Here is a 23,588-nt window from a genome sequence, read left to right on the forward strand (position 1 = left end):
GTCTCAATAATTCTTCTTGGGATCTGACTCAAAGGTGCGCAGGCCGGCCATGATCAAATCGGGGGTGACGCCCAAAGCCCAGGCAGCGGCCACGGCGGCCATCACCATGTCCGGCTTTTCCGACTTGGCCGGCTTCATGGCGGCAAGAGGAATCAAGGCCACTTCGTCCATGCCCTGGGCCAGAACGATCTTCCCGTCCCGTACGAAGAGCACGCGCTCGCCATGCGTACGGTGGATCGTGATGGCTTCGAGCTGGGAATCCAGCGCGTAAAAAATCACCTTGCCATCGCAGAGCGGTGCCATTTCCACCACCAGAGGGTCGGCGGCATTGAGCACGGCGGTTCCGTGGGGCAGGATCACGTCGACCTGCGTGCGCACCACGTTGTAGAGCCTGTCAATGTCATCAATATAGAACTCGGCCAGTGACTCAAAGCCGCTGACATCCGTCACCACACCGACCGTGCACTTGTCGTACGCCAGACCTTCGCTCAGGATCATCCGGCTGCTGTGCTCGAACACCGCCGCATCGACAGTGCGGTTGATGAGAATGCGTTGGCCGGCGTCCCAATGCGTGCTGTCATGGGCATCGACCTGACGGGCACCCAGATAGAAGCCGTCTCGGCAGGCCAGGCCGACCTGCTTGCCACTGATGTGCAGCAGCCAGGCGATCAGCCGCGCAATCCGGGTGGTGTTTTGCGTCCCGGTGACGCCGACCACCGGAATGCGGCCTTGAACCTTGCCGTCCGTGCGCTCATTCTGCTCAGCACTGAACAGGTGTTCAATGATGGCCTTGCCAATCGGACGGGGCTGGCCGTCGGCTGGCTTCAGGTGGGCCAGCAGGCCAGGGCTGGCATTGACCTCGATCACGGCGCCACGTTGCTCTGACAAAGGCCGCGTGATGTCCTCCAGCACCAGATCAACGCCCGCAATATCGAGGCCCACGACGCGCGCGGCCAGGGCCGCCGCTGCGGCAATACTGGGGTGGACCTTGTCGGACACATCGAAGGCGACGTTGCCATTGCGCTGGATCAGGACTTTTTCACCGCTGGCGGGCACCGAGTAGGCGGTGAAACCCTGGCGCTCCAGCTCCAGAATGATTTCCGCGCCCTCATGCGGCGCCAGGGCGTTCAGCGGGGCATCCTCACCCGTGCCGCGTCGCGGGTCGATGTTGATCTGTTTATCGACCAGTTCAATGATGTTGGACTGGCCGTCCCCGGTGACCCAGGCCGTTTCGCCCCGCGCCGCCGCCACGACTTGTTTGCCAACCACCAACAGCCGATGCTCGTTGCCGTTGATGAACTGCTCGACGATGACGCTGCCACCGCCCTTGCGCTGGGCGAGCTGAAATGCCGCCTCGATATCCTTGCGGTTGTTCAGATCCAGTGACACGCCACGCCCGTGGTTGCCGTCATAAGGCTTGATCGCGACCGGCAGTCCGATGTCCTGCGCTGCCTCCCAGGCTTCTTCGGCGGTCTTGACCAGGCGCCCTTGTGGAACGGGTACGCCACAGGACTGCAGCAGGGACTTGGTCAAGTCCTTGTCGCTGGCAATTTCTTCGGCAATGGCGCTGGTCTGGTCAGTTTCAGCCGTCCAGATGCGACGCTGGCTGGCGCCATGGCCGAGTTGCACCAGATTGCCATCGGTCAGACGCAGGTGGGGAATGCCGCGCTCGGTGGCGGCTTCGACGATATGCGCGGTGCTGGGCCCCAGACACAAGGCGTCGACCATGTCATGCAATTTGGCGATCGTGGCCGTGAGGTCATAGGGACGGTTCTCCATGGCGGCCATCACCAGATCCAGGGCGGCAACCAGCGCGGCACGGCCGACCTGTTCCTGCCGGGTCCGGAAGGCCACCTTGTACACACCGCGAACCGAGGTCTGGCGGGCCTTGCCAAAGCCGGTGCGCATGCCGGCCAGATTTTGCAGTTCCAGCACCACATGTTCCAGAATATGGCCGGCCCAGGTGCCAACGCGCACGCGCAGCAAAAAGCCGCCGCGTTCACCAACGCCGCAGCGGTGTTCTGCCAGGCCGGGCAGCAGCTCGCTCAAACGCTCATAAAATCCCGGAATAGTGTTGGAGGGATGGTCTTCCAGTGCGCCGATATCGACCCAGGCTTCGATGACCGGACGGTAAGTCCAGATATTGGGGCCGCGCAGATGGGTAACCCGCAGCAATTGAATGTTCTTCGTCGTCATGAATTTAAACAAGTTTGGCAATCAAACACTGCGGGCGAATCTCTGGTTCGTGCGAACATACCCAGGTTACCGGTACGGTCGGCACGTAATAATCACTTCAAATAGTCGGCGCTGATCGTAATACCGTTAAGTCTATTGCAGTTCTGCAAGCGACCCTGGCTCGGCTTACGGCCGTAAATCCGCATGCAAACCCGCAGAATCAACTGGCCTAAATGACAAACGAAATCCATGCTTCAGATACATTGTTGAACGACATCGCGGCGGATTGGCGCCCGGAAGTCCGGGCGCAGCTCCAAACAGGGGAGAACGTTTTAGCCGCGCTGGAGGTTGACCTCGACACCAAACTTTGTTTTGTCAAAGGTTTGGTGCTGGTCACGAACCTGCGCCTGTTAAGCCGCGCGCCGGATGCGGCGTGGACCGCCTGGGCCTACCGCCCCAATCTGACACTCAAGCACCACGACCACGCCGGCGTGGGGCATCTGGAACTCCATGATGCACAGGGCCGCCTGGCGACCTGGCGTTTCACCCTTGGGCGCAACCTGCACGCGATCCGGCTGCTGGATCAATTCCAGATTCACCTGGAAAGCCAGGTCACCGGTCAGCCTGCGGCCCTGCCGGACCGTCGCCGCTGCCCGAGCTGCAAGGCGCCGCTGGAGCCCGATCAAGATGAGTGCCCAATTTGCACCAAAGTCATCCACACGCCGCCGTCGACCTGGACGCTGCTTCGGCTGTGGCGCTTTGCCAAACCCTATTCCGGCCAGTTGCTCGCCGGTTTTATCCTGACGCTCTTGGGCACGGCGGCCAGTCTGGTTCCACCTTATCTGGCCATGCCCTTGATGGACGAGGTGCTGATCCCGTTTCAAAACGGCCAGCACATCGACCCGATGCTGGTGGCGCTGTATCTCTCGGGCCTGTTCGGCGCGGCGCTGCTGGCCTGGGGGTTGTCCTGGGCCAAGACCTACATCCTGGCCCTGGTTTCCGAGCGCATCGGGGCCGATCTGCGCACCTCCACCTACGAGCACTTGCTGCGCATGTCGCTGGAATACTTTGGCGGCAAGCGTACCGGCGACCTGATGTCGCGCATTGGTAGCGAAAGTGACCGCATTTGCGTGTTCCTGTCGCTGCATTTGCTCGACTTTGCCTCCGACATCCTGATGCTGCTGATGACGGCGGTGATTCTGTTCTCCATCAACCCCTGGCTGGCGCTGGTCACCCTGGTGCCGCTGCCCTTCATCGTGTGGATGATTCATGCCGTGCGCTTCCGGCTGCAAACAGGGTTCGAGAAAATCGACCGGGTCTGGTCCGAAGTCACCAGCGTGCTGGCCGACACCATTCCCGGTGTGCGCGTGGTCAAGGCCTTTGCGCAGGAAAAGCGCGAGGCGGCGCGCTTTCGCGAGGCCAATAAACACAATCTGGCGGTGAACGACAAGATCAACAAGATCTGGTCTCTGTTCTCGCCCAGCGTTTCCCTGCTCACCGAGCTGGGGCTGCTGGTGGTGTGGGCGTTTGGCATCTGGCTGGTGTCCAAAGCCGAAATCACGGTCGGCGTGCTGATGGCCTTCATTGCCTACATCAGCCGTTTCTATGGCCGGCTCGACTCCATGAGCCGCATCGTGTCGGTGACCGAGAAATCGGCCTCGGCGGCGAAACGCATTTTTGACATCCTGGACCACGTCTCCAGCGTGCCCGAGCCAACGCAGCCGGTGAAGCTGGACCGCGTCGAAGGCCGCATCGAATTGTCGGAAGTGAGTTTTCGCTACGGCAACCGCGAAGTCAACAAGGGCATCAATCTCGTCATCGAGCCGGGCGAGATGATCGGCCTGGTCGGCCACAGCGGTTCCGGCAAGAGCACACTGGTGAACCTGATCTGCCGCTTTTACGATGTGACGGAAGGCTCGATCCGTGTCGATGGCGTTGATGTCCGCTCCTTCCCCATCGCCGACTACCGCCGCAACATCGGGCTGGTGCTGCAGGAACCTTTCCTTTTCTTCGGCACGATTGCCGAGAACATCGCTTACGGCAAGCCGCACGCCGGCCAGGCCGACATCATTGCGGCGGCGCGCGCCGCGCATGCGCATGAATTTATTCTGCGCCTGCCGCAGGGCTATGACTCAATGGTGGGTGAGCGCGGCCAGGGCTTGTCCGGCGGTGAGCGCCAGCGCATCTCGATCGCCCGCGCGCTGCTGATCAATCCGCGCATCCTGATCCTGGATGAAGCAACGTCCTCGGTGGATTCCGAGACCGAGAAAGAAATCCAGAAGGCGCTGGAAAATCTGGTGCAGGGCCGCACCACCATTGCTATTGCCCACAGGCTGTCCACCCTGCACCGCGCCAACCGGCTGGTGGTGCTGGACCGGGGCCACATCGTGGAGGTGGGCACGCACGACGACCTCATGGCGCGCGAAGGCGCCTACTTCAACCTCTACCAGGCGCAGGCGCGCAACATGGACGTGGACATGGACGACGATAGAAGAAGCATTGTCAGGGTCAGTAACGTGAAAGACGACAAATGAACGCGACTTCTGCCATGGCAACAACGACTTTTCAGCTGACTCGAAATGCCTTCGGGCGGCTGGTTTTGACCACGTCTGCGGGTGAGGTTTTTGAGGGCGTGGTGCCGGTGCGGGCTTTCCCCATCCAGTCACCGGAGGAGGGTATTGGCATGGTGCATACCGATGGCCACGAAGTGGCGTGGGTCGATTGCCTGCATGAGCTGCCCGACCCGATCCAGCGCCTGATCCGGGAAGAGCTGGAGTCGCGCGAATTCATGCCTGAAATTGAGAATATTGCGAGTGTCACCAGCTTTTCCACGCCTTGTACCTGGCATGTCCAGACCGACCGCGGCGACACCCGCTTCGTGCTGCGCGGTGATGAAGACATTCGCCGCGTCGGCCCCACCATCCTGCTGGTGACGGACTCGCACGGCATCCAGTTCCTGATTCGCGACAAGTCGAACCTGAACAAGGACAGCCGCAGGATTCTGGACCGATTTTTATAAGAAATAGGCCTCTAGCCCTCGTTCTATATGCGTAAGTAGCTATTTATTTTATAGCAACCTCAAGCCCCCTAAAACCCCCGCTCCGCAGTGACGAATTACCCCACTGAATGGATGCCGCTATGCTAATCCCTATGACAAATTCTTTTGATTTCTCCGACGCCGCGGTGACTGAACTGGCCGGTCTGGACGCGGCCCGCGCCCTGCAGGAAGACGTGGGCGCCGGCGACCTGACCGCCGGCCTGATCGACCCCAGCCGCCGTGCCCGTGCCCGCATTCTGGCGCGCGAGGCCGCAGTGATCTGTGGCGCTCCGTGGGCGCAGGCCGCGTTGCAACAGGTTGACCCTGAAATAAAAATCGTCTGGCGCGTGCAGGAGGGCCAGCGCTGCACCCCCGACCAGGTGGTACTGGAGCTGGAAGGCTCGGCGCGTTCGCTCTTGACGGCGGAACGCACGGTGCTCAATTTTCTGCAATTGCTCAGCGCCGTGGCCACCAAGACCGCCAGTTTTGTCGATGCCGTACAAGGCGTTCCCGGCAATCGCGCGCAGATCGTGGACACGCGCAAAACGCTGCCCGGCCTGCGTCTGGCGCAAAAATACGCGGTGCGCGCCGGTGGCGGTACCAACCATCGCATCGGTTTGTATGATGCCGTGCTGATCAAGGAAAACCACATTGCCGCGGCCGGTGGCGTCACGGCTGTGTTGGCGCGTGCGGCTGCGGTGGCGCCGACCGCCAGCTTCGTCGAGATCGAGGTCGAGACCCTGACCCAGCTGGCCGAAGCGCTGGATGCCGGTGCCAGCATGGTGCTGCTCGACAACATGAGCCTGGAGCAGCTGCGCGAGGCGGTGCAGATCAACGCCGGGCGCGCCATCCTGGAGGTGTCGGGCGGCGTGAACATGGCCACCGTGCGCGCGATTGCCGCCACTGGGGTGGACCGGATTTCGATTGGTGGCTTGACCAAAGACGTGCAGGCGGTTGACTTTTCCATGCGCTTTAGCGCCGACCTGACTTGAGTCCAAGTTAGTCTTCACTGTTACTTCCTTATCAGGACTTGTGATGAATACTGTTTCCAATGCCGTGCGGGATGTTGAATACGAGCAGCCGCTGCGCGATGCCACGGCCAGCGGCTCGGTTTGCGCCACCAAACATGCCTGGGCCCGGGTGCCGGTCGAACCGGGTCCGGCCGAACGTGCCGCGCTGAAAGACAAAATCCGCCGCCTGCTGAAAGAGCGCAACGCGGTGATGGTGTCGCACTATTACGTGCATCCGGATTTGCAGGATCTGGCCGAAGAAACCGGTGGCATCGTCAGCGATTCGCTGGAAATGGCCCGCTTCGGGCGCGACCATGCGGCGACCACGCTGGTGGTGTCGGGCGTGCGTTTCATGGGCGAGACCTCCAAAATCCTGTCGCCGGAAAAACGGGTTTTGATGCCGGACCTGGACGCCACCTGTTCGCTCGATCTCGGTTGCCCGATTGAGGACTTCAGCGCCTTCTGCGATGCCCACCCGGACCGCACCGTGGTGGTGTACGCCAACACCAGCGCAGCCGTGAAGGCGCGGTCCGACTGGCTGGTGACCTCGAGCTGTGCGCTCGACATCGTGCGTGCGCTGAAAGACAAGGGCCACAAGATTCTGTGGGCGCCCGACAAACACTTAGGCGGCTACATCCAGCGCGAAACCGGTGCCGACATGGTGATGTGGGGCGGCTCCTGCATCGTGCACGACGAGTTCAAGGCCTTTGAGCTGCAAGCCCTGATGGCGGAACATCCGGGTGCCAAAGTGCTGGTGCACCCCGAGTCACCGGCCGACGTGATCGCGTTGGCCGACGCGGTCGGTTCCACCTCGGCCATCCTCAAGGCGGCGCACGAGATGGACGCCAAAGAGTTCATTGTCGCCACCGACAACGGCATGATGCACAAGCTGCGCACCCTCAATCCGGGCAAGGTGTTTCTGGAGGCGCCCACGGCCGGCAACAGCGCCACCTGCAAGAGCTGCGCGCACTGCCCGTGGATGGCCATGAACAGTCTGGCGGGGCTGGCCCATGTGCTGGAAACCGGGACCAACGAGATTCACGTCGATCCCGCCCTGGGCGTGAGAGCCCGGTTGCCGATTGATCGCATGCTGGCGTTCACCTCGGCACTCAAGGGGGGGCAGGATGCGGGCAGCCTGGTACCGCTTATCGGTGCTGCATAAATTGCGGGTTGATCAATTTCCGCAGCGCTGGACGAACGACGCTCAAGCTCATTTTCGGGGGGCTTCTTTCTTATTCTCCGATCGCGCCAAAGCCGTGGCATCCCGAACCAACTGCGCGCAATCGCTGTCCTTTCCGGGGCCGGCGTCGATCAAAGGCATGAGCGCCAGCAGTGGATTGATCAGGCCCAAGGCTAGCGCGCCCAGCGCCCGCGAGGCGACGCGTGCCGTGTCCACCTGGACCACCGGCTTGGCAAAATTGCCGCGAATGTAGATCGGACTGCGCAAGGCCAAGGGGCTGGTGATCTTCGTTTTCTGATTGAGTGTCAGATCCAGCGTCTCCTGCCCCAGATCAATGTTGCCGGTGCCGATGACGGTCGTGATTTCGGTGTCAAAGATCAGCGCGTCGGTGTTCATGCGGCCATTGCGGACCTCAAAATCGACCACCGCACAGCGCAACTTGACTTGTTTGTCGCCGGTCAGGCTCAATTGCAGTATTTCCCAGAGATGCAGGCCCACTTTTTCCATCATCAACTTGCTGATCTCGCCGCCGGCGACAACCAATCCCACCTTGCCGTTGGCGCTCGCCAGCATGCGCCCGACCGAGTTGCCTTGTCCGACGAGATCGAAATCGCCGTTGACCTGGCCAATGCTGCTTTTGCTCAATTCGACCGTTGGAAACAGTTGGGCTAGGAGGATTTTTCTGGCCCGTATCTGGGCAGTCGCCCGAATGGGGTCCTGGCGCCCATCGAGCGAAATAGCGGCATTGAGTTGCCCTCCGGCCAGACCGAACGTGAGAGGCTCAAGCTTCAGCACGGCGTCGCGCAAAGTCAGATGGGTCGCAAAATCTTCCAGCGGCAACTCCTTGGCACGCCGGAGGGTTTTGGCACGCAAGCGCACTTCCGCGTCCACGCTGTGCCAGCGATCGGTCTGGAACGGCAGGTCAGGCAGCACGCGGCCGGGCTTCGCCGCACCGGTCGCGGCCCGGCTGACCGCTTGCGCCGCGCTGCCGGGCCGTGAACCGATCAAGGGCCCCAGATCCGCGAGATCGAGCAGTTTGGAGTCCATTTCGGCGGTAAGTGCCGGGCGTTTACCGTTCGTGTCCACCTGCAGCAAGCCCGCAATATCGCTGCCGCCGACCCGACCTGAGAATTTCTCATAGCGCCACACGGTCCCGCTATGCTGCAGGTGCCCCTCCGTCGTGTAGGGCGGGGTCGCCGGCAAGGCGATGCCGAGCACGGGAAAGAGCTGATCCAGACTCTCTCCCCGCAGCGCCATGCGCAGATCCACGGCGGAAAATGTGAGCAGACCGGTGACCGTGCCATTGGCCCGCACGCTGGTTTTGCCAATGCTTGCCTCAACTTTCAAAGGGTAAGGGGTGCGTTCATCGCGAATCGCCAGCACCGGCCCGCCGCTGCCTCGCGCTTGCAGCGCAAGGCCCTTGTATTGCCCGCTGGCGCTGAAAGTGACACCGGCATCGGTCGCGCCACCCGAGGGCGGGCGCATGGTCGTGAAGTCCGACCGGATACGGGTCTTGTTCGCCGCATCGTCGTAGCCGAGGGTTCCCTGATCAAGCATCAAACGGTCGATCTGGATACGCGCGCCTTCGTCTTGCTGGTTGCGGTCCAGCAGCCAGCTCTTGCGGCCGTCAGCGCTTTGCTCCAGAAAGACCGCCGGACGTACCAGCGACACGTCGGGAAAGACAATTTTTCGACGCAGAAGTTGCGACAAGTCGAGCGTGATGTCCACCGTATCGGCGGTGAGCATCTGCTTTTCCTTGGCCCAGTCCGGATTGGCGAAGGTCACCGAATCCGCACGCAGGCGCGGCCAGGGCCAGTCGAATTTCACCGTGAGGTCGCCGTGGATGGCCAGCACCCGCCCCGTTTTCTCCGCCGTCGAGCGTTCTATCGGACCGCGCAGCCAGTTCCAGCCGAAGAGGGCGATAAACATGACCGCCAGAATAATGAGCGCAAGAAAGGCTGCAGCCAGCCATTTGAGCAAACGAATCAGCGTCATGATGGAATTCATTGTCAAATCCTCTCCAAGCTCGCGTCTTGCGTAAGCGCACATCGCCATGAAAGTTTTGTTCTTGACGCTTGATATTCGGGTGCCGGCGCGACGAAGAAGACTCAAATTTCGAAACTGTCGATCAACCACGTGACGCCCAGTCCAGACTTAAATCAGCCAATTTTGCTGGCTGGAGATGCCGGTGCAGGATGAACCTTTGCGCGCCCACTATGTTTTGATACCCGTATATTTGCCCCATAACGTCAGCATTGAAACCATGGCAAACAGCGCCTTGCCGCAAGACTGGCGCGCCCAAGCCGTACGTTCTGCTGCCAACACATTGCAAGAAGACCAATACCGTTTATCAAGAACTTGACAGGTCAATACATATCAGGCTTCTAGCCCGGTGAAATATGCAAAAAATGCTATACATTTAATAGCTAATCTTCAGCAATATCGCATCAAGGCTCCAGAACTTTTTCGATCCGGCGATCCGGAATCAACCAGATCAGCGCCACGGCGATCAGCAGGGCGCCGGCCAGCCAGGCGTAGCCCGACAAGGCCATCGGGATCGCGACAACGTAAGCCACCACGGATCCTTTGCCCTTGATGTCGCCCCGGACGGCTTTCGCCAGGATCGATTCCGCGCCGTGCAGCCGGATGATTTGCCATTGCAACACGTTGTAGGCCACGGCACACATCAGCAAATCAAAGGCATAGACCGCCACCGGCAGCGAAGAAAAATGGTTTTCGCCCATCCAGCCGGTGCTGAAAGGCATCAGGGACAGCCAGAAAAGCAAATGCAAGTTCGCCCACAAGACGGCGCCGTTCACCTGCTTCACCGCGTGCAGCATATGGTGGTGGTTGTTCCAGTAAATTCCCACGTAGATAAAACTCAACACGTAGCTCAAAAACACAGGGCCCAGCTTGCTGAGTTCGGCCCAGCTGTCGCCGTGCGGCACCTTCATCTCCAGCACCATGATTGTGATGATGATGGCCGTGACGCCGTCACTGAATGCCTCCAGTCTTGCCTTGCCCATGATTGCTCCTGTTGGATGGGATTTTTTTTGAAGTATCCCATGGGGCAATCGGCGCGTTGGGCGGGTCACGCGGCTTAAAGCGGCGGGGCTGTCCCTGCCTCGGCCGTTATCAGGACCGTGTCCACCGTGAAGCTACCGTCGTCCTCAATGGCAAAGTGCGCCGTCACCTCGCTCCCCGCGCGCAGCTGCAGGGAACGGATGGCCAGAACGTGGGATTCCGGCGTCTTCATCCGCTCGATCCACGAAGCGAATTCCAGACGCAAACGGAATTTTGTCGCCGTGCCGACGATGAACCCCGCAGCCGTCAATTGCGAACGCCATTCGTCCAGCGACGCATTGCGCACATGCGAGGGGTCGCGCAAGAGCTCCAGTGTCTGTAACCAGGTATCCAGCAACGGCTCGCCCGGCGAGATCACGTCCATGAACACCGCCAGCCCGCCCGGCTTCAAGACGCGTCGCATTTGGGCCAGGCCGGCCGAAACATCCCGCCAGTGGTGCGCGCTGTAGCGCGTCACCGCGACGTCGAAGGAGGCCGAGGGGCAGGGCAGGGTCTCGGCGGCGCCTTGTTGGGTCACCAGATTGGCAAGGCCCCGCCGCCTGGCTTCGTCGGCCACCACCTTGAGCATGGCCTCGGACAGATCGCAGGCCACCACCTTGTTCACCAGCGGCGCCAGCCGGAAGGCGGCATGGCCGCCGCCGCAACCCATGTCGAGCGCAATGGCATCGGGCCGTTCGCCAATCAGGCGGACCATCTGTTCCAGGTCTTCCCCGCTGGCATGGACGGCACTGGTCAGGTAGGAATGCGCTCTGGGGCTGAATTGGCTGCTGACAATCGCGTCGTGGTTCTCTGTGGTCATGGTGAGTGCTGAGTTAACTTTCACATTAGGGATGGCCGATGGTGCTCCGGCTATTTAACTGGTACAAGGACCTACCTTATCCTGGTATAAAACCCACCATGACTGAAACTGATCCGCGCAGCATCCTGGGGACCTTCATCCGCGCCCACCGGGAGCGTCAGCCTTCCCCGGCCCGATCGGGCGGCCGTCGTCGCACCCCCGGACTGCGGCGCGAGGAACTGGCCGAAGCAGCCGGTGTGGGCGTGACATGGATCACCTGGCTGGAGCAGGGGCGCGATGTTTCGGCCTCGCCCGCAGCCTTGGCCCGCCTCGCCGACGCGCTGCACCTCAGCCCGGCGGAGCGTGTCTCCCTGTTCGATTTGGCGGGGCGGCGCGACCCGGTCGCGCTCGCCGAACCGCAAACCGATCTCTCGCCCCGCCTCCTGGCTTTGCCGGAGCTGTTTGCTGTGCCGGCTTATCTTCTCGACCACACATGGACAGCCCGTGCCTGGAATGCCGCCGCCGCCCGCCTGTTCACCGGCTGGCTGGACGAAGGGGCCGACCGCAACCTCTTGCACTTCGTTTTTCTCTCACCCACCGCGAAAATCTTGATCGCCGATTGGCCCGAACGCGCCCGGCGGCTGGTGGCCGAATTTCGCGCCGACTACAGTCGCCGTCCGCGTGATGCCGAGATGCGGGCGCTGATCGATGCGTTGTCGCAAAAGAGTCCGTTGTTCCCGCAGTTGTGGCGGGAACAGGCGGTGCTGCACCGCGAAGGCGGCGAGCGTGAATTCAATCATCCCGTGGATGGGCCGCAGCGATTTCTGCAAACCACTTTGCTGGTGGCTTCGCAGCAGGAATGCAAGCTGGTCTGTCTGGCGCCGATCCAAGGTGCCTTGTAGCGAACGACATCGTGCTGATGGCGATTGACAAGAGCCATGTTTCTTGTGCCCACATCAACCATCGGCTTTCTGCGATTCAACAAGCAAAACCGGCTTGAGGCTGAACATGCACTTTGCGTTTTATCAACGCATGAAATGGGCTGAAGCCTATTGTGTCCGCCCGCTGTCGAATGTCTTGCGTTTTGCATCCGGGTAATGAGTTGCAGGCGTGAGTGGGAATATCGGTCAAGGCCGGCGGACTGTTCGCGTTACTACAAGCTTCATAACTACATGGAGAATACAAAATGGTTCATAAAAAGACTGGGTTGTTGTTCTGGCTTGGCGCGACCACGCTGGCCGCCAGCGGGCTGGGCACCGCTTCTTACGCGCAAGACGGCATGGCCAAGCCTGCCGATCCGAATGGCTGGCCGATGCATGGCTACGGCTACGACAACATGCGTTATTCGACGCTGAAGCAAATCAACACGCGCAACGTCGGCAAGCTGAAGCTCGCCTATTCGTTTCAGCTCGGGTCGTTGCGTTCAAACGAGGCCTCGCCGATCGTGATCGGCGACACGATGTATGTCAGTACTTCCTGGGGGCCCAAGTATGTCTACGCCCTCGACGCCAAGTCCGGTGCGCGCAAGTGGACCTATGAGCCGGAGGTTCCCGATGACACCTTGCAGTACGCCTGCTGCGACGTGGCCAACCGCGGCGTGACCTACGCCGACGGGAAGATCTTCGTCGGCCGCGTCGACGGCAAGCTGTCCGCGGTGGACGCCGCGACCGGCAAGGAGCTGTGGACGACGACCGTCGTCGACTACAAGCAGGGCTCGGTGATCACCTCGCCACCACTGGTGGTCAAGAACTTGGTGATCACCGGTTTCGGTGGCGGCGAATACGGCGCGCGTGGCAGTCTGCAGGCCTATGACGTCAACACCGGCAAGGAAGTCTGGAAGACCTGGACCGTGCCGGGCCCCGGCGAACCCAACAACGACACCTGGAAGGGCGACAGTTGGGAGCATGGCGGTGCCGCGCCCTGGCTGACCGGCTCCTATGACCCGAAGACCAACACCGTGCTGTGGGGCACCTCCAACCCCGCGCCGTGGAACTCAATCGTGCGCAGCACCGGCGACGGCAATTACGGCAAGCTGACCAATCTCTACTCCGCCAGCACGGTCGCGTTCGATGCCGACACCGGCAAGATCAAGTGGTGGGTGCAGGCCACGCCGCAAGATGCCTGGGACTATGACGGCGTCAACGAGATGGTGCTGGCCGACCTGGCGATCTCCGGCAAGAAGACACCCGTCTACATGAAGGCCGATCGCAACGGCTTCTTCTATGTGGTCAACCGCGAGAACGGCAAGATCATATCGGCAGAAAAATACGTGCCGACGAACTGGGCATCGAAGATCGATTTGGCCACCGGCAAGCCGGAAGAAGACCCCGACAAGCGGCCCGGCCCCGGCCACCCGGTCAAGGGTGTATGCCCGAACCTGATAGGCGGCAAGAACTGGCAGCCGATGTCGTATAACCCGCAGACCGGCCTTGTCTACATACCGAGCAACAACCTCTGCATGGACTGGTCGGTCTCCGAGGTCAACTACAAGAAGGGCGTGTTCTACCTCGGCGGCGAATTCCCGCCCCAGCCCGGCCCCGGCGGCTACATGGGCGAACTGCTGGCCTGGGATCCGGTCGCCCAGAAGAAGGTCTGGGGTGTGAAGATGGACCTGCCGTTCAATGGCGGTACCCTGACGACAGCGGGTGGCCTGACGTTCTGGGGCGACCTGCACGGCGTGTTCCATGCCTACGACGCCAAGAACGGCAAAGAGTTGTGGAAGGTCGGACTGGGCTCCGGAATCGGCGCAGGCCCGATCACCTATGCGGTGAACGGCAAGCAATACGTGGCGATCGTCGTCGGACGCACGGCGTCGATCCCGGCCTTCCTGGGCAGCGTCGGCGTGACGATGACCGATGCAACGCCAGAGGGCGGTGCGCTCTTCGTGTTCTCGGAGTGATGATGAAAACGCGAGTCATCCTGTGTCTTGGCCTGGCAGCGGCGGTTGTGGGCGGCGCCACGGCTGCGCAGGCTGCAGCGCCACCGCTGCGGCTGTGCGCCGACCCCGCCAACCTGCCGTTCAGCAGCAATGCGCCCGAAGCCGTCAGCAAGGGGGCGCCTGGCCTGTACGTCGAAATCGGCCAGGCCGTGGCCGAAGCGCTGGGCCGTCCGATGGAAATCTTCTGGTCGCTCAGTTACTTCGGCAAACGCAACCTGCGCACCACGCTTCTGGCAGGCCAGTGCGATTTCGCGGTCGGCCTGCCGGCAACCTCGGACTTCATGGGTCCGCGCGTCATCTTTACGCGTCCGATCCTGAAAATGGGCTATTCACTGGTCGTACCAAAGGCCCGCACGGCCACCCGCGTCGACGATCTGAAAGGCAAGCGGGTTGCGGTCCAGCTCGCCTCGCCGCCGCAAAGCCTGCTCGCCGCGCGCAGTGACGTTACCTCTGTCACGACCCTGGATCCGGAAGATGCAATGCGCCGCCTCGCCACCGGCGAGGTGGATGCGGCGTTCATCTGGGGTCCGAGCGCGAGCTATATCAACCACTCCGCGCTGCATGACAAGTTCGACGTGATCCCGGTTGATGCGCCACAGATGCAATGGCAGGCCGCCATCGGTTTCTCCAACAAGCAGTCGGCATTGCGCGATGAGGTCGATGCCGCGCTCGGGGGTCTTGAGCCGCGAATCCGCGCCATCGTCAGCAAATACAGGGTTGCGATGGGCCCGTCGCTCGCCTTCGCGGACGCGGCGCCAATAAAGGTCGCCGCGGCAGCCAACGAGGTGGTAGCCGCGCCAGCAGCTCCGGGTGCCGCCGAAAAGGGCGACCCCGTCGCGGGCAAGGAAGTCTTCAACGGCACCTGTGGGCACTGCCACGGGCCGGATGCCATCGTGGCCGATCGCAAGATCAACCTGCGCCGTCTCAAGCTCAAATACGGCGACCAGATGAGTGAAACGTTCTTCACCGCGGTCACCGAGGGCCGTCCGGCTAAAGGCATGCCGGCGTGGAAGGACGTCTTCAAGCGGCAGGATTTTGTCAACATATTGACTTACCTGAACACGGTGCAGGAGAAATGATCACGTCACCGCAGCCCGCGGCAGTTATCCCACAAGTACGGAAGGAATCGAAAATGAAAAGACTGGCCGCTTCAGGGTGTGCATTTGCCATTTGTCTGGCGTTCGGCGCGTCTGCCTGGGCGGCCGACGTTGCCAATGGCAAGTTCATCTTCGAAAAAACTTGCGCCAATTGCCACTCGATCGATGCCGGCGTGAACAAGGTTGGCCCGACCTTGTTCGATGTCGTCGATCGCCCCATCGCCTCCATCCACGACTACGACTATTCCAGGAAAATGCGTGCGGTCAGCAAGCAGTGGAAGGTCTGGGACGAAAAGAACCTGAATACCTATCTGACCAATCCGCGTCAGGTACTGCACGGCGTCAAGATGTTCTTTGCTGTACCCGATGCCAAGGATCGTGCCGACGTGATCGCGTACCTGACCTCAATCAAGTAAACGCCGAATAGTTGTTTCACCCCGGGCGCCGCGCGCAAAGCATGATGTGCGACGCCTTCAGTCCCATGAGTCACCGAGAATGTAGCGACTTCGGTCGCCTGCGTCAGGGTGCTGTCCGCCATTCTGCAGGGACGCCCCGCAGCGGTCCAATAACTCAAAGGGTGGAAAAGCGGAATGAATTCATTTTCAAACTGGCGCTCGGTGCGCATGTGGGAGTCGCGGCTGGCGCGTGATTTGCATCAGCGGCGCGTGCTCTGGCTGCATGGGCTGTGCATTGGCCTGATCACCCTGGCCGTCACCTGGGGCGTGTCAGCGATGCAGATGCATCTGGGCGGCGAATCGCTGGCGCTGCGCTACCTGGTGTCCCTGGGCGTGGGCTACCTCAGCTACCTGTTGACGATACGCCTGTGGGCTGAAGCCCTGATCCGGCGCAACCATGCCGAAGTGCCCGATGTGTCGGGTCTTGATCTGCCCGGTTCGCATGGCGCTTGGGAAATGCCCAACCTGCCGACCCTGCGCAGCGGTGGCGGCGGGGACTTTGGCGGTGGCGGTGCGTCGGGAGATTTTTCAGATAGTGCAGCTGGCGCAGCAGACGGGATGGGCGAGCTGGCGGGCGGTGCCATTGAGGCCGCTGCCGGTAGCGACGAGGCCGCCATCGTGGTGGTGCCGGTGGTGGCCGTGTTCTTGATCGGGTGCGCGGTCTTTTTTGGAGCGGGCGCGCTGGTGCTGCTGTATTTTGGCTGGGAGGTCTTGCTGGCGGTTGCGGTGGAGCTGGCGTTCTCCTATGCCACGGCCCGCACCGCCGTGCGCGTCACACGCGAAGGCTGGGCGTCGGCCGCCGTGCGTCTGACCTGGAAACCCCTGGCCGGCGCCGTGCTTTGCGCGGTGATGCTCGGGGCGACGATTGACTACTTCATTCCTACGGCGCAGTCCTTGCCGCAAGCGTTGAAGGCCTTGCGGCATTGAGAGCACGGAGTTCCAGAAATTTAAACGTTTTAGGCCTCTAGCCCTTGTGGAATAAGCGCAAGCCACTACTAAATATGTAGCATTTAAAGTTGCCAGTCATACCCCATTGACTTTGGGATGCGTCTTTAGCCAATCCCGTAGCGCGTTGTTCAGACGAGTCTGCCACCCCGCGCCAGTTGAGCATCTCTTGCGCTGCGGACTGCCCAAACAATCCGGGCAGCACCTCGGAAGCCGGATGCGCTTTTGCAAACCACTCTTCAGTGGCCTCGGGCGTGTCCATGTCCATTAATTCAGGGGTGGGTTTGCGCGGCATTGCGGGCTTCTCCATGAAAACTCAACCAATGGCCAGCCGCACCGGTTTCCCAACCCGGCTCAACATATTGACCAGCGTGTCAATGGTGAATTTGCTGACTTTCATGTTCACCACATCTGACACGCGGGGCCGCGACACCATCAAAATTTCTGCCGCCTGCGCTTGCTTCAAATGGTTGTCGCTGATCCATTTCGACAGCTCGCCCATGAGTTGCTCTTTCAGCACCTTCGTGTCATTGATTTGTTGCTGTGATTCCGCCTGGAAGCGGTCCGCTTCTTCTGGTGTAAATCCCAATTCGCGAAACAGGTTGGCACCCGGTTTCGTCACATGGTGGATATTGGTATCAATCGTCATTTTGTGGCCTTTCTTGTCCTTGCAACGGCGCGGTAGCGCGCCTCTGCGATGTCTTTGTCATGCTTGCTCGTCGCCTGTGTTTTCTTCTGGAAACAATGCAGCACGTAAACCGCTTCCTCAAACTTGACGACATACATGACACGGTAAATGCCCTGACTATCTTTGATGCGGATTTCTTTGGTGCCAGCGCCTACGTCATCAAACGGCTTCCAGTCCTCCGGCTCCAGACCAGCTTGCACCTTGCCTAATTGAAAACCGGCTTATTTCCGGGGCTCATGAGGAAATGCCAGTAAATCGTCATAACAGGAACCCACCCAGCGAATCTCTTTTTGGGTGTCAGGGTCGTGCATGTATAAAATTTTATACAAAGCAGGGTGATGCGTCAAGGTAAGTCACAAAAACGTTGGCTCAAGCGCACCGTGATTGACGACGTATTGATCGTGCGGTGTTTTAGGGTTCTAGCGCCCGTGGAATAAGCGCAAGCAGCTATTTATTTTGTAGTGTTCCGATCTGCACGCCGTTTTATTAACGAAGTTAACGTATTTATCAAAATTGACGAATTACGCAAAGTTAACTAGAATTTGATTGCATGTTGACCATCCCGCATTGGCGCTAGCCCTCGCTTCCATTTGAGTGGCTTTTCCGCCAGCAAAGCCAACCTGCGTAACGCGCCATAAAGCGCTTTTTTAGAGAAAACGCATGAACACCCTAACCATCCACGCACCGTTTGCCACAGAATCCGCTCAGCTCCGCCATGAAGCGACCGACAGCCCTTATGCCACGGCCACGCAGACCGCCGCCTTGCTTCGATCCGGCGTGCAGTACCGCCGCGACCGCATGGAAGCCGCCGACATGATCACCACCGATGAAGCTGCCGAACTGGCGGGCACCAGCCGCGTGACGATCAATGCCTGGATCAAAAGCGGGCGCTGCATCGGCATGTCCAATCTGCGCCGTGGCTTCAAGCTGCCGCGCTGGCAGTTTGAGCCCGCCATCTGGCCCGCGCTGCAGCCCATGGCCAAGAACCTGGGTACCAACGATGGCTGGCAGTTGCTCGCATTTCTGGAGTCGCCGGCCACCGCGCTGGACGGCCAGACACCGCGCGCTGCACTGGAACAAGGCGCGCCACTTGAGCGCATCCTGGCACTGGCAACGGCTGAGGCCCATTGACCTCAACCATGAACTTCAAAGAACTTAATCCGCCAATCATTGAGCTTCCCGCCCATCAAATCTGGCACCGCGTGCAGCGCAAAACGGCACGCAAAGACAGCGTGCGAATAAATGGTTTCGTACTGGCCCCATCAGGTGGCTTGGCCGGCCGCTTTGATCTCGCGATTGAGCCCACCGCGTACCTCGGTGACAGCCCGGAGACGGCGCTGTATGAATCGCTTTTCCGAAGAGAAGTGCGCAGCTGCCACTGGGATCGCTTGCAGCAGCGCGTGTTGGTCAGCTTTGAGACGCTGCACCGCCTGCGTTTGGTGGACTTACGGGGATTGGAAGAGCGTTATCCGGTGCTGCAATCGCTGCGCTACGACGCCACACAGAGTTTCGCGCTGGACTGCAGACAGCAAGACCTGCACGGCATCCTCTACGCCTCGGCCCAACACCCTTACCACGGCTGTGTTTGCCTTTTCAAGGCGGGCATTGAAAAGACGAAGCGCACCGCGTTAACGCCGCTTGTCAAACCGGACACCGAGCAGTTGCACAAGGCGGTGATGGTCGCCGCGCGTGGGTCGCAGGTGCCGATTGTTCGGGAGTAACCGTCGCTAAAGTTCAGGCAATTGGAATCTGCCGCCAACTGTCTCTAAAAAGGGATGTCATCGTCCATATCATCAAATCCGCTGCGCGGACTTTCCTTCGCTGGTTCCCCCATCCAGTCGGGGCCCAGTTTGTCCCGTCCTACAACCACTTCAATAGGACTGTCACCCAATTCCATGTTTTTTATCAAATCTTCCAGAGCCGTTGTTTGTAACGCACCAGTCAATTCCAGTTGCAGTTTGGCTTCAAATTCATGCTCAATCATTGCTTGTGCGATCGTCACGTCAATCTGTTGTCCATAGTCATCATATTGGTACGCGACGACTTCGACTCTCAACGATACATCGATATCAATGGGTATCTCTGCTACACAAGCATCCTGTTGCGGTGAGGTAATCCACACTCCCATTGCCTCAGGATGCGCTTGAAATGATTTCAATGTCGTTTCGACTACTCGAGCATCAAAGCCATAGCGATATGAACGCGGTAGTTTGATTCGCCATGGAAGGGATATGAGTCCCTTTTCTAGCGTTTCTTGTATGGATCGTTTGAAGCCAGTAGTTGGAGTTTCATATGCAGTACACAGTCGCTTTTTTATATCTTTGACTTCCGACGTTTCGGATAAAAACATGGCAGTCAGCTCTTGAAGCGATGACACGCAATATACATGCGTTGATTGTTCCGCATAGGCTTTCCAACCAACATCTTTAGACACCGCAACAACTTGAACCTGTTTTTCAGCGGCCAAATATTCAAGCATTAGAAGCGATGCTGCATCCGGGAATTCATGTTTTTTGTCCTTGCCTCCGCCAAAGGGCGGATGACCTTGGAAGTACATATCGAAAATCTTTGAACTTAAACGTTCGTGTGTGGGCTTTAAAACTATGCCGTTGTGTGAATTAAGAAAGATCTGAAATTGAGCATCAAAAACATTGGTAGCACTATCTCTCGCGAACTTTAGCCAATCTGGTTCAGTTTGGTTGAAGGCGTTGCCAAGGTGTCTTCGAAGATCTTGCATTCCAGTTTGAATTTGCTGGACTGATCGCGAAACATTGTCCGTTCGATGCTGGCTTATTTCTCTGCGCACGATGTCTGGCATCCAAAGTTGAAACCATGGCGGCAATTGACCCGCAAGGTGACGCAGTGGACCGTCATTGAAGCGGAACCCCGCCGCTTCAATGACTGATGTGTCGAGTGCAAATGCGCACGCCTTTCGGGGATTCAATTCGGACGAATTCGGTAAACCACTTGGCACTCGTTGCCTCCACTTTGTCTTATTTGATTCAATGCATGATAGCTTTATACATTCCCCGTCATCAGTTCGGCGTGCGATTCTTGTGTTGAGGAGAAAACTGCAAACGCCAACGCCCCCATACGCCACAAGGCGTATTCCCCAATCCCCCGCTCCTCCCTAAAGTTCCCCCATCGCCACGCAAAAGCCTGTCTGACAACAGAAAGACAGGCCCAGCGCAGCGAGACGGAAACTTATCACCACCGGAGAAGCAACATGCAACGCTCAAATTCACGACGCTTTACGCTCAAGGCACTCACCGCTGCCGTCGCCCTCACCACCCTGTCGGCGCTGCCTGCGTATGCCGCTGACACCATCAAGGTCGGCATTCTGCACAGCCTCTCGGGCACCATGGCCATTTCGGAAACCGTGTTGAAAGACACCGTGCTGATGGCCATCGACGAGATCAACGCCAAGGGTGGCGTGCTGGGCAAGAAGCTCGAACCCGTGGTGGTGGACCCGGCTTCCAACTGGCCCCTGTTTGCTGAAAAAACCAAGCAGCTGCTGGGCCAAGACAAAGTGGCGGTCATCTTTGGCTGCTGGACCTCGGTGTCACGCAAATCGGTGTTGCCCGTGGTGGAAGAAATGAACGGCCTGCTGTTCTACCCCGTGCAGTACGAGGGTGAAGAGCTGTCCAAAAACGTGTTCTATACCGGCGCCGCACCGAATCAGCAGGCGATTCCGGCGGTGGACTACCTGATGAGCAAGGACGGCGGCGGCGCCAAGCGCTGGGTGCTGCTGGGCACCGACTATGTCTATCCCCGCACCACCAATAAGATTCTGCGCGCCTACCTGAAATCCAAGGGCGTGAAAGAATCCGACATCGACGAAAAGTACACGCCGTTTGGTCATTCCGATTACCAGACCATCGTGGCTGACATCAAGAAGTTCTCCGCCGGTGGCAAGACCGCCGTGGTGTCCACCATCAACGGCGACTCCAACGTGCCGTTCTACAAAGAGCTGGGCAACGCCGGCCTGAAGGCCAAAGATGTGCCGGTGGTCGCTTTCTCCGTCGGTGAAGAAGAGCTGCGCGGCGTGGACACCAAACCGCTGGTGGGCCACCTGGCCGCCTGGAACTATTTCCAGTCGATCAAGAACCCGACCAACACCGAGTTCATCAAGAAATGGTCGGCCTACGCCAAGGCCAAGAAACTGCCCGGCGCTGACAAGCCTTTGACCAACGACCCGATGGAAGCCACCTACATCGGCATCAACATGTGGAAGCAGGCGGTTGAGAAGGCCAAATCCACCGATGTCGACAAGGTCATCGCCGCCATGGCGGGCCAGACCTTCAAGGCACCGAGCGGCATCGTGAGCAAGATGGATGAGAAAAACCACCACCTGCACAAGTCGGTGTTCATTGGCGAGATCAAGGCCGACGGCCAGTTCAACGTGGTCTGGAAGACGCCCGGCCCGGTGAAAGCCAAGCCATGGTCGCCGTACATCGAAGGCAACGACAAGAAGCCTGATGAGCCGGCCAAGATGGAAATCGCCAAGAAGTAAGACAAGGTAGGTAAGAGAGCTGTCACACGGTCCGGGGTTGGGTTTTAAAACTCAACTCCGGATTGATCGTGTCAGCAACAACAACCCAAAGAGAGAGTCTGTCAATGCTTAGCCATTTAATTCGATTGACAGCATTTGCCCTATGTTTAGTCGCTGGTAACGCCCACGCCTTGACGGCTGACGAGGCGAATGCCATGGCGTCCGGCGAGTCCGATGCGCGCATCGAAGCCTTGCACAAGGCGGTGAGCACGGCTGACGACAAGACCGCCGCGTTTTTGCAGGCCTTGTCCGATGACGCCGTCAAACTGGTCGGCAGCAGGGCCTTCATCGTGCGGGACGACAAGGGCGTTGATCCTGTGAGCGGCGTTGAGTTTGCCGTGCCGGACGCGTTTGAGGACGTGATGAACAACAACCGCATGCGCGGCGAGCTGGATTCAGCGCTGGCCGCGCTCAAGCTGTTTTCCAAAGACGAGAAGATCCGCATGGCCGCCATCAAGCAGTTGCAGAGTGATGCGGATGAAACCAAACTACCCTTGATCGACAAGGCGTTTGCCGCAGAGAAAAACGAACAGATTAAAGAGCTGCTGGGCATGGTGCGCGCCGCCGCGCTGCTGGGCAGCAGCGATAAGGCCAAGCGCCTGGAAGCGGCCGCCTTGTTGGGCAGCAGCACTCAGGCCAGCACCAAAACCGTGTTGCTGGCGCGCCTGACGCAAGAGACCGAGCCCGACGTAAAAGCCGCGCTGCAAAAGTCCTTGCGCGAGGTGGAAGCGGCCCTGGCCTGGGGTGACCGGCTGGGCGCCATCTTCAGCGGCATCAGCCTTGGCTCCATCCTGCTGCTGGTGGCGCTGGGCCTGGCCATCACCTACGGGCTGATGGGCGTGATCAACATGGCGCATGGCGAACTGATGATGATTGGCGCCTACGCCACTTATGTGGTGCAGGGCCTGTTTCAAAAATACCTGCCGGGTGCGTTTGACTGGTATCTGCTGGCCTCGGTGCCGGTAGCCTTTCTGGCCTCGGCGCTGATGGGCGCGGCGCTGGAGCGCAGCGTAATCCGCTTTCTGTATGGCCGTCCGCTGGAAACCTTGCTGGCCACCTGGGGCATCAGCCTGATGCTGATGCAGCTGGTGCGCACCTTGTTTGGCGCACAAAACGTGGGCGTGGAAAACCCCTCGTGGATGAGTGGCGGCGTGCAGGTGCTGGGCAATTTGTCGCTGCCCTACAACCGGCTGGTGATCATTGGCTTTGCCGTGTTTGTCTTGCTGGGAGTCGGGTGGTTGATCGGCCGAACGCGGCTGGGTCTGTTCGTGCGCGGCGTCACGCAAAACCGGCCGATTGCCGCGTGCATGGGCGTGAACACGGCTCGGATTGATACCTACGCCTTTGCGCTGGGCTCGGGCATTGCCGGGCTGGCGGGCTGCGCTTTGAGCCAGGTCGGCAATGTGGGGCCGGACCTGGGGCAGGGCTACATCGTGGACTCGTTCATGGTGGTGGTGCTGGGCGGCGTGGGCCAGCTGGCCGGCACGGTGTATGCCGCCATGGGCCTGGGCATTTTGAACAAGTTTCTGGAGGGCTGGACCGGCGCCGTGCTGGCCAAGATCGCGGTGCTGGTGTTCATCATCATCTTTATTCAAAAGCGTCCTCAAGGCATTTTTGCCATGAAGGGCCGCTCGGCGGAGGCCTAAATG

Annotated in this window: 20 protein-coding genes and 1 pseudogene; 13 read left to right on the forward strand and 8 right to left on the reverse strand. The window is 59.7% G+C overall.

Features of this window, described 5'->3' with window-relative positions; genetic code table 11:
* Positions 1 to 3 precede the first annotated feature (3 nt).
* Positions 4 to 2,196, reverse strand: a complete 2,193-nt coding sequence (gene cphA, locus C5P05_RS06565; RefSeq protein WP_114969044.1) for a cyanophycin synthetase — start codon at positions 2,194 to 2,196, stop codon at positions 4 to 6.
* Positions 2,197 to 2,408: 212 nt separating this feature from the next.
* On the opposite strand from cphA, the gene C5P05_RS06570 reads away from it, so the two are divergent.
* The 4 genes from C5P05_RS06570 to nadA all read left to right on the forward strand — a co-directional run bounded on the left by C5P05_RS06570 (position 2,409) and on the right by nadA (position 7,384).
* Complete coding sequence (locus C5P05_RS06570; RefSeq protein ID WP_114969045.1) at positions 2,409 to 4,709, forward strand: ABC transporter ATP-binding protein; 2,301 nt, start codon at positions 2,409 to 2,411, stop codon at positions 4,707 to 4,709.
* On the forward strand, positions 4,706 to 5,194 hold the full coding sequence (locus C5P05_RS06575) for a DUF1854 domain-containing protein (RefSeq protein WP_114969046.1): 489 nt from the start codon (positions 4,706 to 4,708) through the stop codon (positions 5,192 to 5,194). Before C5P05_RS06570 ends, C5P05_RS06575 begins: the two co-directional genes overlap by 4 nt.
* Before the next feature lie 131 nt (positions 5,195 to 5,325).
* Positions 5,326 to 6,204, forward strand: coding sequence for a carboxylating nicotinate-nucleotide diphosphorylase (nadC, locus tag C5P05_RS06580; protein ID WP_198674640.1), 879 nt, complete (start codon positions 5,326 to 5,328; stop codon positions 6,202 to 6,204).
* A 43-nt stretch (positions 6,205 to 6,247) separates the two neighbouring features.
* Complete coding sequence (gene nadA, locus C5P05_RS06585; RefSeq protein WP_114969048.1) at positions 6,248 to 7,384, forward strand: quinolinate synthase NadA; 1,137 nt, start codon at positions 6,248 to 6,250, stop codon at positions 7,382 to 7,384.
* 48 nt (positions 7,385 to 7,432) lie between these two features.
* Here the strand turns inward: nadA and C5P05_RS06590 are convergent, their stop codons facing one another.
* The 3 genes from C5P05_RS06590 to C5P05_RS06600 all read right to left on the reverse strand — a co-directional run bounded on the left by C5P05_RS06590 (position 7,433) and on the right by C5P05_RS06600 (position 11,285).
* The gene (locus tag C5P05_RS06590; protein WP_198674641.1) at positions 7,433 to 9,409 is read right to left on the reverse strand and encodes an AsmA family protein; all 1,977 of its coding nucleotides are present in this window, start codon (positions 9,407 to 9,409) and stop codon (positions 7,433 to 7,435) included.
* Positions 9,410 to 9,849: 440 nt separating this feature from the next.
* A complete protein-coding gene (locus tag C5P05_RS06595) occupies positions 9,850 to 10,428 on the reverse strand; it encodes a TMEM175 family protein (RefSeq protein ID WP_114969049.1) in 579 nt (192 codons plus the stop codon).
* Between the two features lie 74 nt (positions 10,429 to 10,502).
* Positions 10,503 to 11,285 (reverse strand): class I SAM-dependent methyltransferase, encoded by a 783-nt coding sequence (locus tag C5P05_RS06600; protein WP_114969050.1) that lies wholly within the window; start codon positions 11,283 to 11,285, stop codon positions 10,503 to 10,505.
* Between the two features lie 98 nt (positions 11,286 to 11,383).
* On the opposite strand from C5P05_RS06600, the gene C5P05_RS06605 reads away from it, so the two are divergent.
* The 5 genes from C5P05_RS06605 to C5P05_RS06625 all read left to right on the forward strand — a co-directional run bounded on the left by C5P05_RS06605 (position 11,384) and on the right by C5P05_RS06625 (position 16,681).
* The gene (locus C5P05_RS06605; protein WP_114969051.1) at positions 11,384 to 12,166 is read left to right on the forward strand and encodes a helix-turn-helix transcriptional regulator; all 783 of its coding nucleotides are present in this window, start codon (positions 11,384 to 11,386) and stop codon (positions 12,164 to 12,166) included.
* A 284-nt stretch (positions 12,167 to 12,450) separates the two neighbouring features.
* The gene (locus C5P05_RS06610; protein ID WP_114969052.1) at positions 12,451 to 14,163 is read left to right on the forward strand and encodes a PQQ-dependent dehydrogenase, methanol/ethanol family; all 1,713 of its coding nucleotides are present in this window, start codon (positions 12,451 to 12,453) and stop codon (positions 14,161 to 14,163) included.
* Positions 14,163 to 15,281 carry a c-type cytochrome gene (locus C5P05_RS06615; RefSeq protein WP_114969126.1) on the forward strand — a complete coding sequence of 373 codons (1,119 nt, stop codon included), beginning with the start codon at positions 14,163 to 14,165 and terminating at the stop codon, positions 15,279 to 15,281. The genes C5P05_RS06610 and C5P05_RS06615 overlap by 1 nt, the downstream gene beginning before the upstream one ends.
* 53 nt (positions 15,282 to 15,334) lie before the next feature.
* On the forward strand, positions 15,335 to 15,715 hold the full coding sequence (locus C5P05_RS06620) for a c-type cytochrome (RefSeq protein WP_157979231.1): 381 nt from the start codon (positions 15,335 to 15,337) through the stop codon (positions 15,713 to 15,715).
* A gap of 174 nt (positions 15,716 to 15,889) precedes the next feature.
* A complete protein-coding gene (locus C5P05_RS06625) occupies positions 15,890 to 16,681 on the forward strand; it encodes a hypothetical protein (protein WP_114969054.1) in 792 nt (263 codons plus the stop codon).
* A gap of 37 nt (positions 16,682 to 16,718) precedes the next feature.
* Here the strand turns inward: C5P05_RS06625 and C5P05_RS06630 are convergent, their stop codons facing one another.
* From C5P05_RS06630 to C5P05_RS06640, 3 genes and pseudogenes are all read right to left on the reverse strand, one after another.
* A complete protein-coding gene (locus C5P05_RS06630) occupies positions 16,719 to 16,994 on the reverse strand; it encodes a hypothetical protein (protein WP_232834372.1) in 276 nt (91 codons plus the stop codon).
* Positions 16,995 to 17,015: 21 nt separating this feature from the next.
* On the reverse strand, positions 17,016 to 17,348 hold the full coding sequence (locus C5P05_RS06635) for a helix-turn-helix domain-containing protein (protein WP_114969055.1): 333 nt from the start codon (positions 17,346 to 17,348) through the stop codon (positions 17,016 to 17,018).
* Positions 17,345 to 17,698: pseudogene (locus C5P05_RS06640) on the reverse strand (type II toxin-antitoxin system RelE/ParE family toxin). Before C5P05_RS06640 ends, C5P05_RS06635 begins: the two are co-directional and overlap by 4 nt.
* A 349-nt stretch (positions 17,699 to 18,047) precedes the next feature.
* On the opposite strand from C5P05_RS06640, the gene C5P05_RS06645 reads away from it, so the two are divergent.
* Both C5P05_RS06645 and C5P05_RS06650 read left to right on the forward strand, forming a co-directional pair.
* The gene (locus C5P05_RS06645; RefSeq protein WP_114969056.1) at positions 18,048 to 18,518 is read left to right on the forward strand and encodes a helix-turn-helix domain-containing protein; all 471 of its coding nucleotides are present in this window, start codon (positions 18,048 to 18,050) and stop codon (positions 18,516 to 18,518) included.
* 8 nt (positions 18,519 to 18,526) lie between these two features.
* On the forward strand, positions 18,527 to 19,108 hold the full coding sequence (locus tag C5P05_RS06650) for an RES family NAD+ phosphorylase (RefSeq protein WP_114969057.1): 582 nt from the start codon (positions 18,527 to 18,529) through the stop codon (positions 19,106 to 19,108).
* Between the two features lie 44 nt (positions 19,109 to 19,152).
* Here C5P05_RS06650 and C5P05_RS33580 read toward each other — a convergent pair whose 3' ends face one another.
* A complete protein-coding gene (locus C5P05_RS33580) occupies positions 19,153 to 20,361 on the reverse strand; it encodes a PIN domain-containing protein (RefSeq protein WP_157979232.1) in 1,209 nt (402 codons plus the stop codon).
* A 252-nt stretch (positions 20,362 to 20,613) separates the two neighbouring features.
* Here C5P05_RS33580 and urtA point away from each other — a divergent pair, with 252 nt between their 5' ends.
* Entirely contained in the window at positions 20,614 to 21,900 is a 1,287-nt protein-coding gene (gene urtA, locus C5P05_RS06660) for an urea ABC transporter substrate-binding protein (RefSeq protein WP_114969059.1), read from the forward strand.
* A gap of 104 nt (positions 21,901 to 22,004) precedes the next feature.
* Complete coding sequence (gene urtB / locus C5P05_RS06665) at positions 22,005 to 23,585, forward strand: urea ABC transporter permease subunit UrtB (protein WP_114969060.1); 1,581 nt, start codon at positions 22,005 to 22,007, stop codon at positions 23,583 to 23,585.
* Positions 23,586 to 23,588 lie beyond the last annotated feature (3 nt).

This window comes from Rhodoferax ferrireducens (assembly GCF_003347515.1).
GTDB lineage: Bacteria > Pseudomonadota > Gammaproteobacteria > Burkholderiales > Burkholderiaceae_C > Rhodoferax.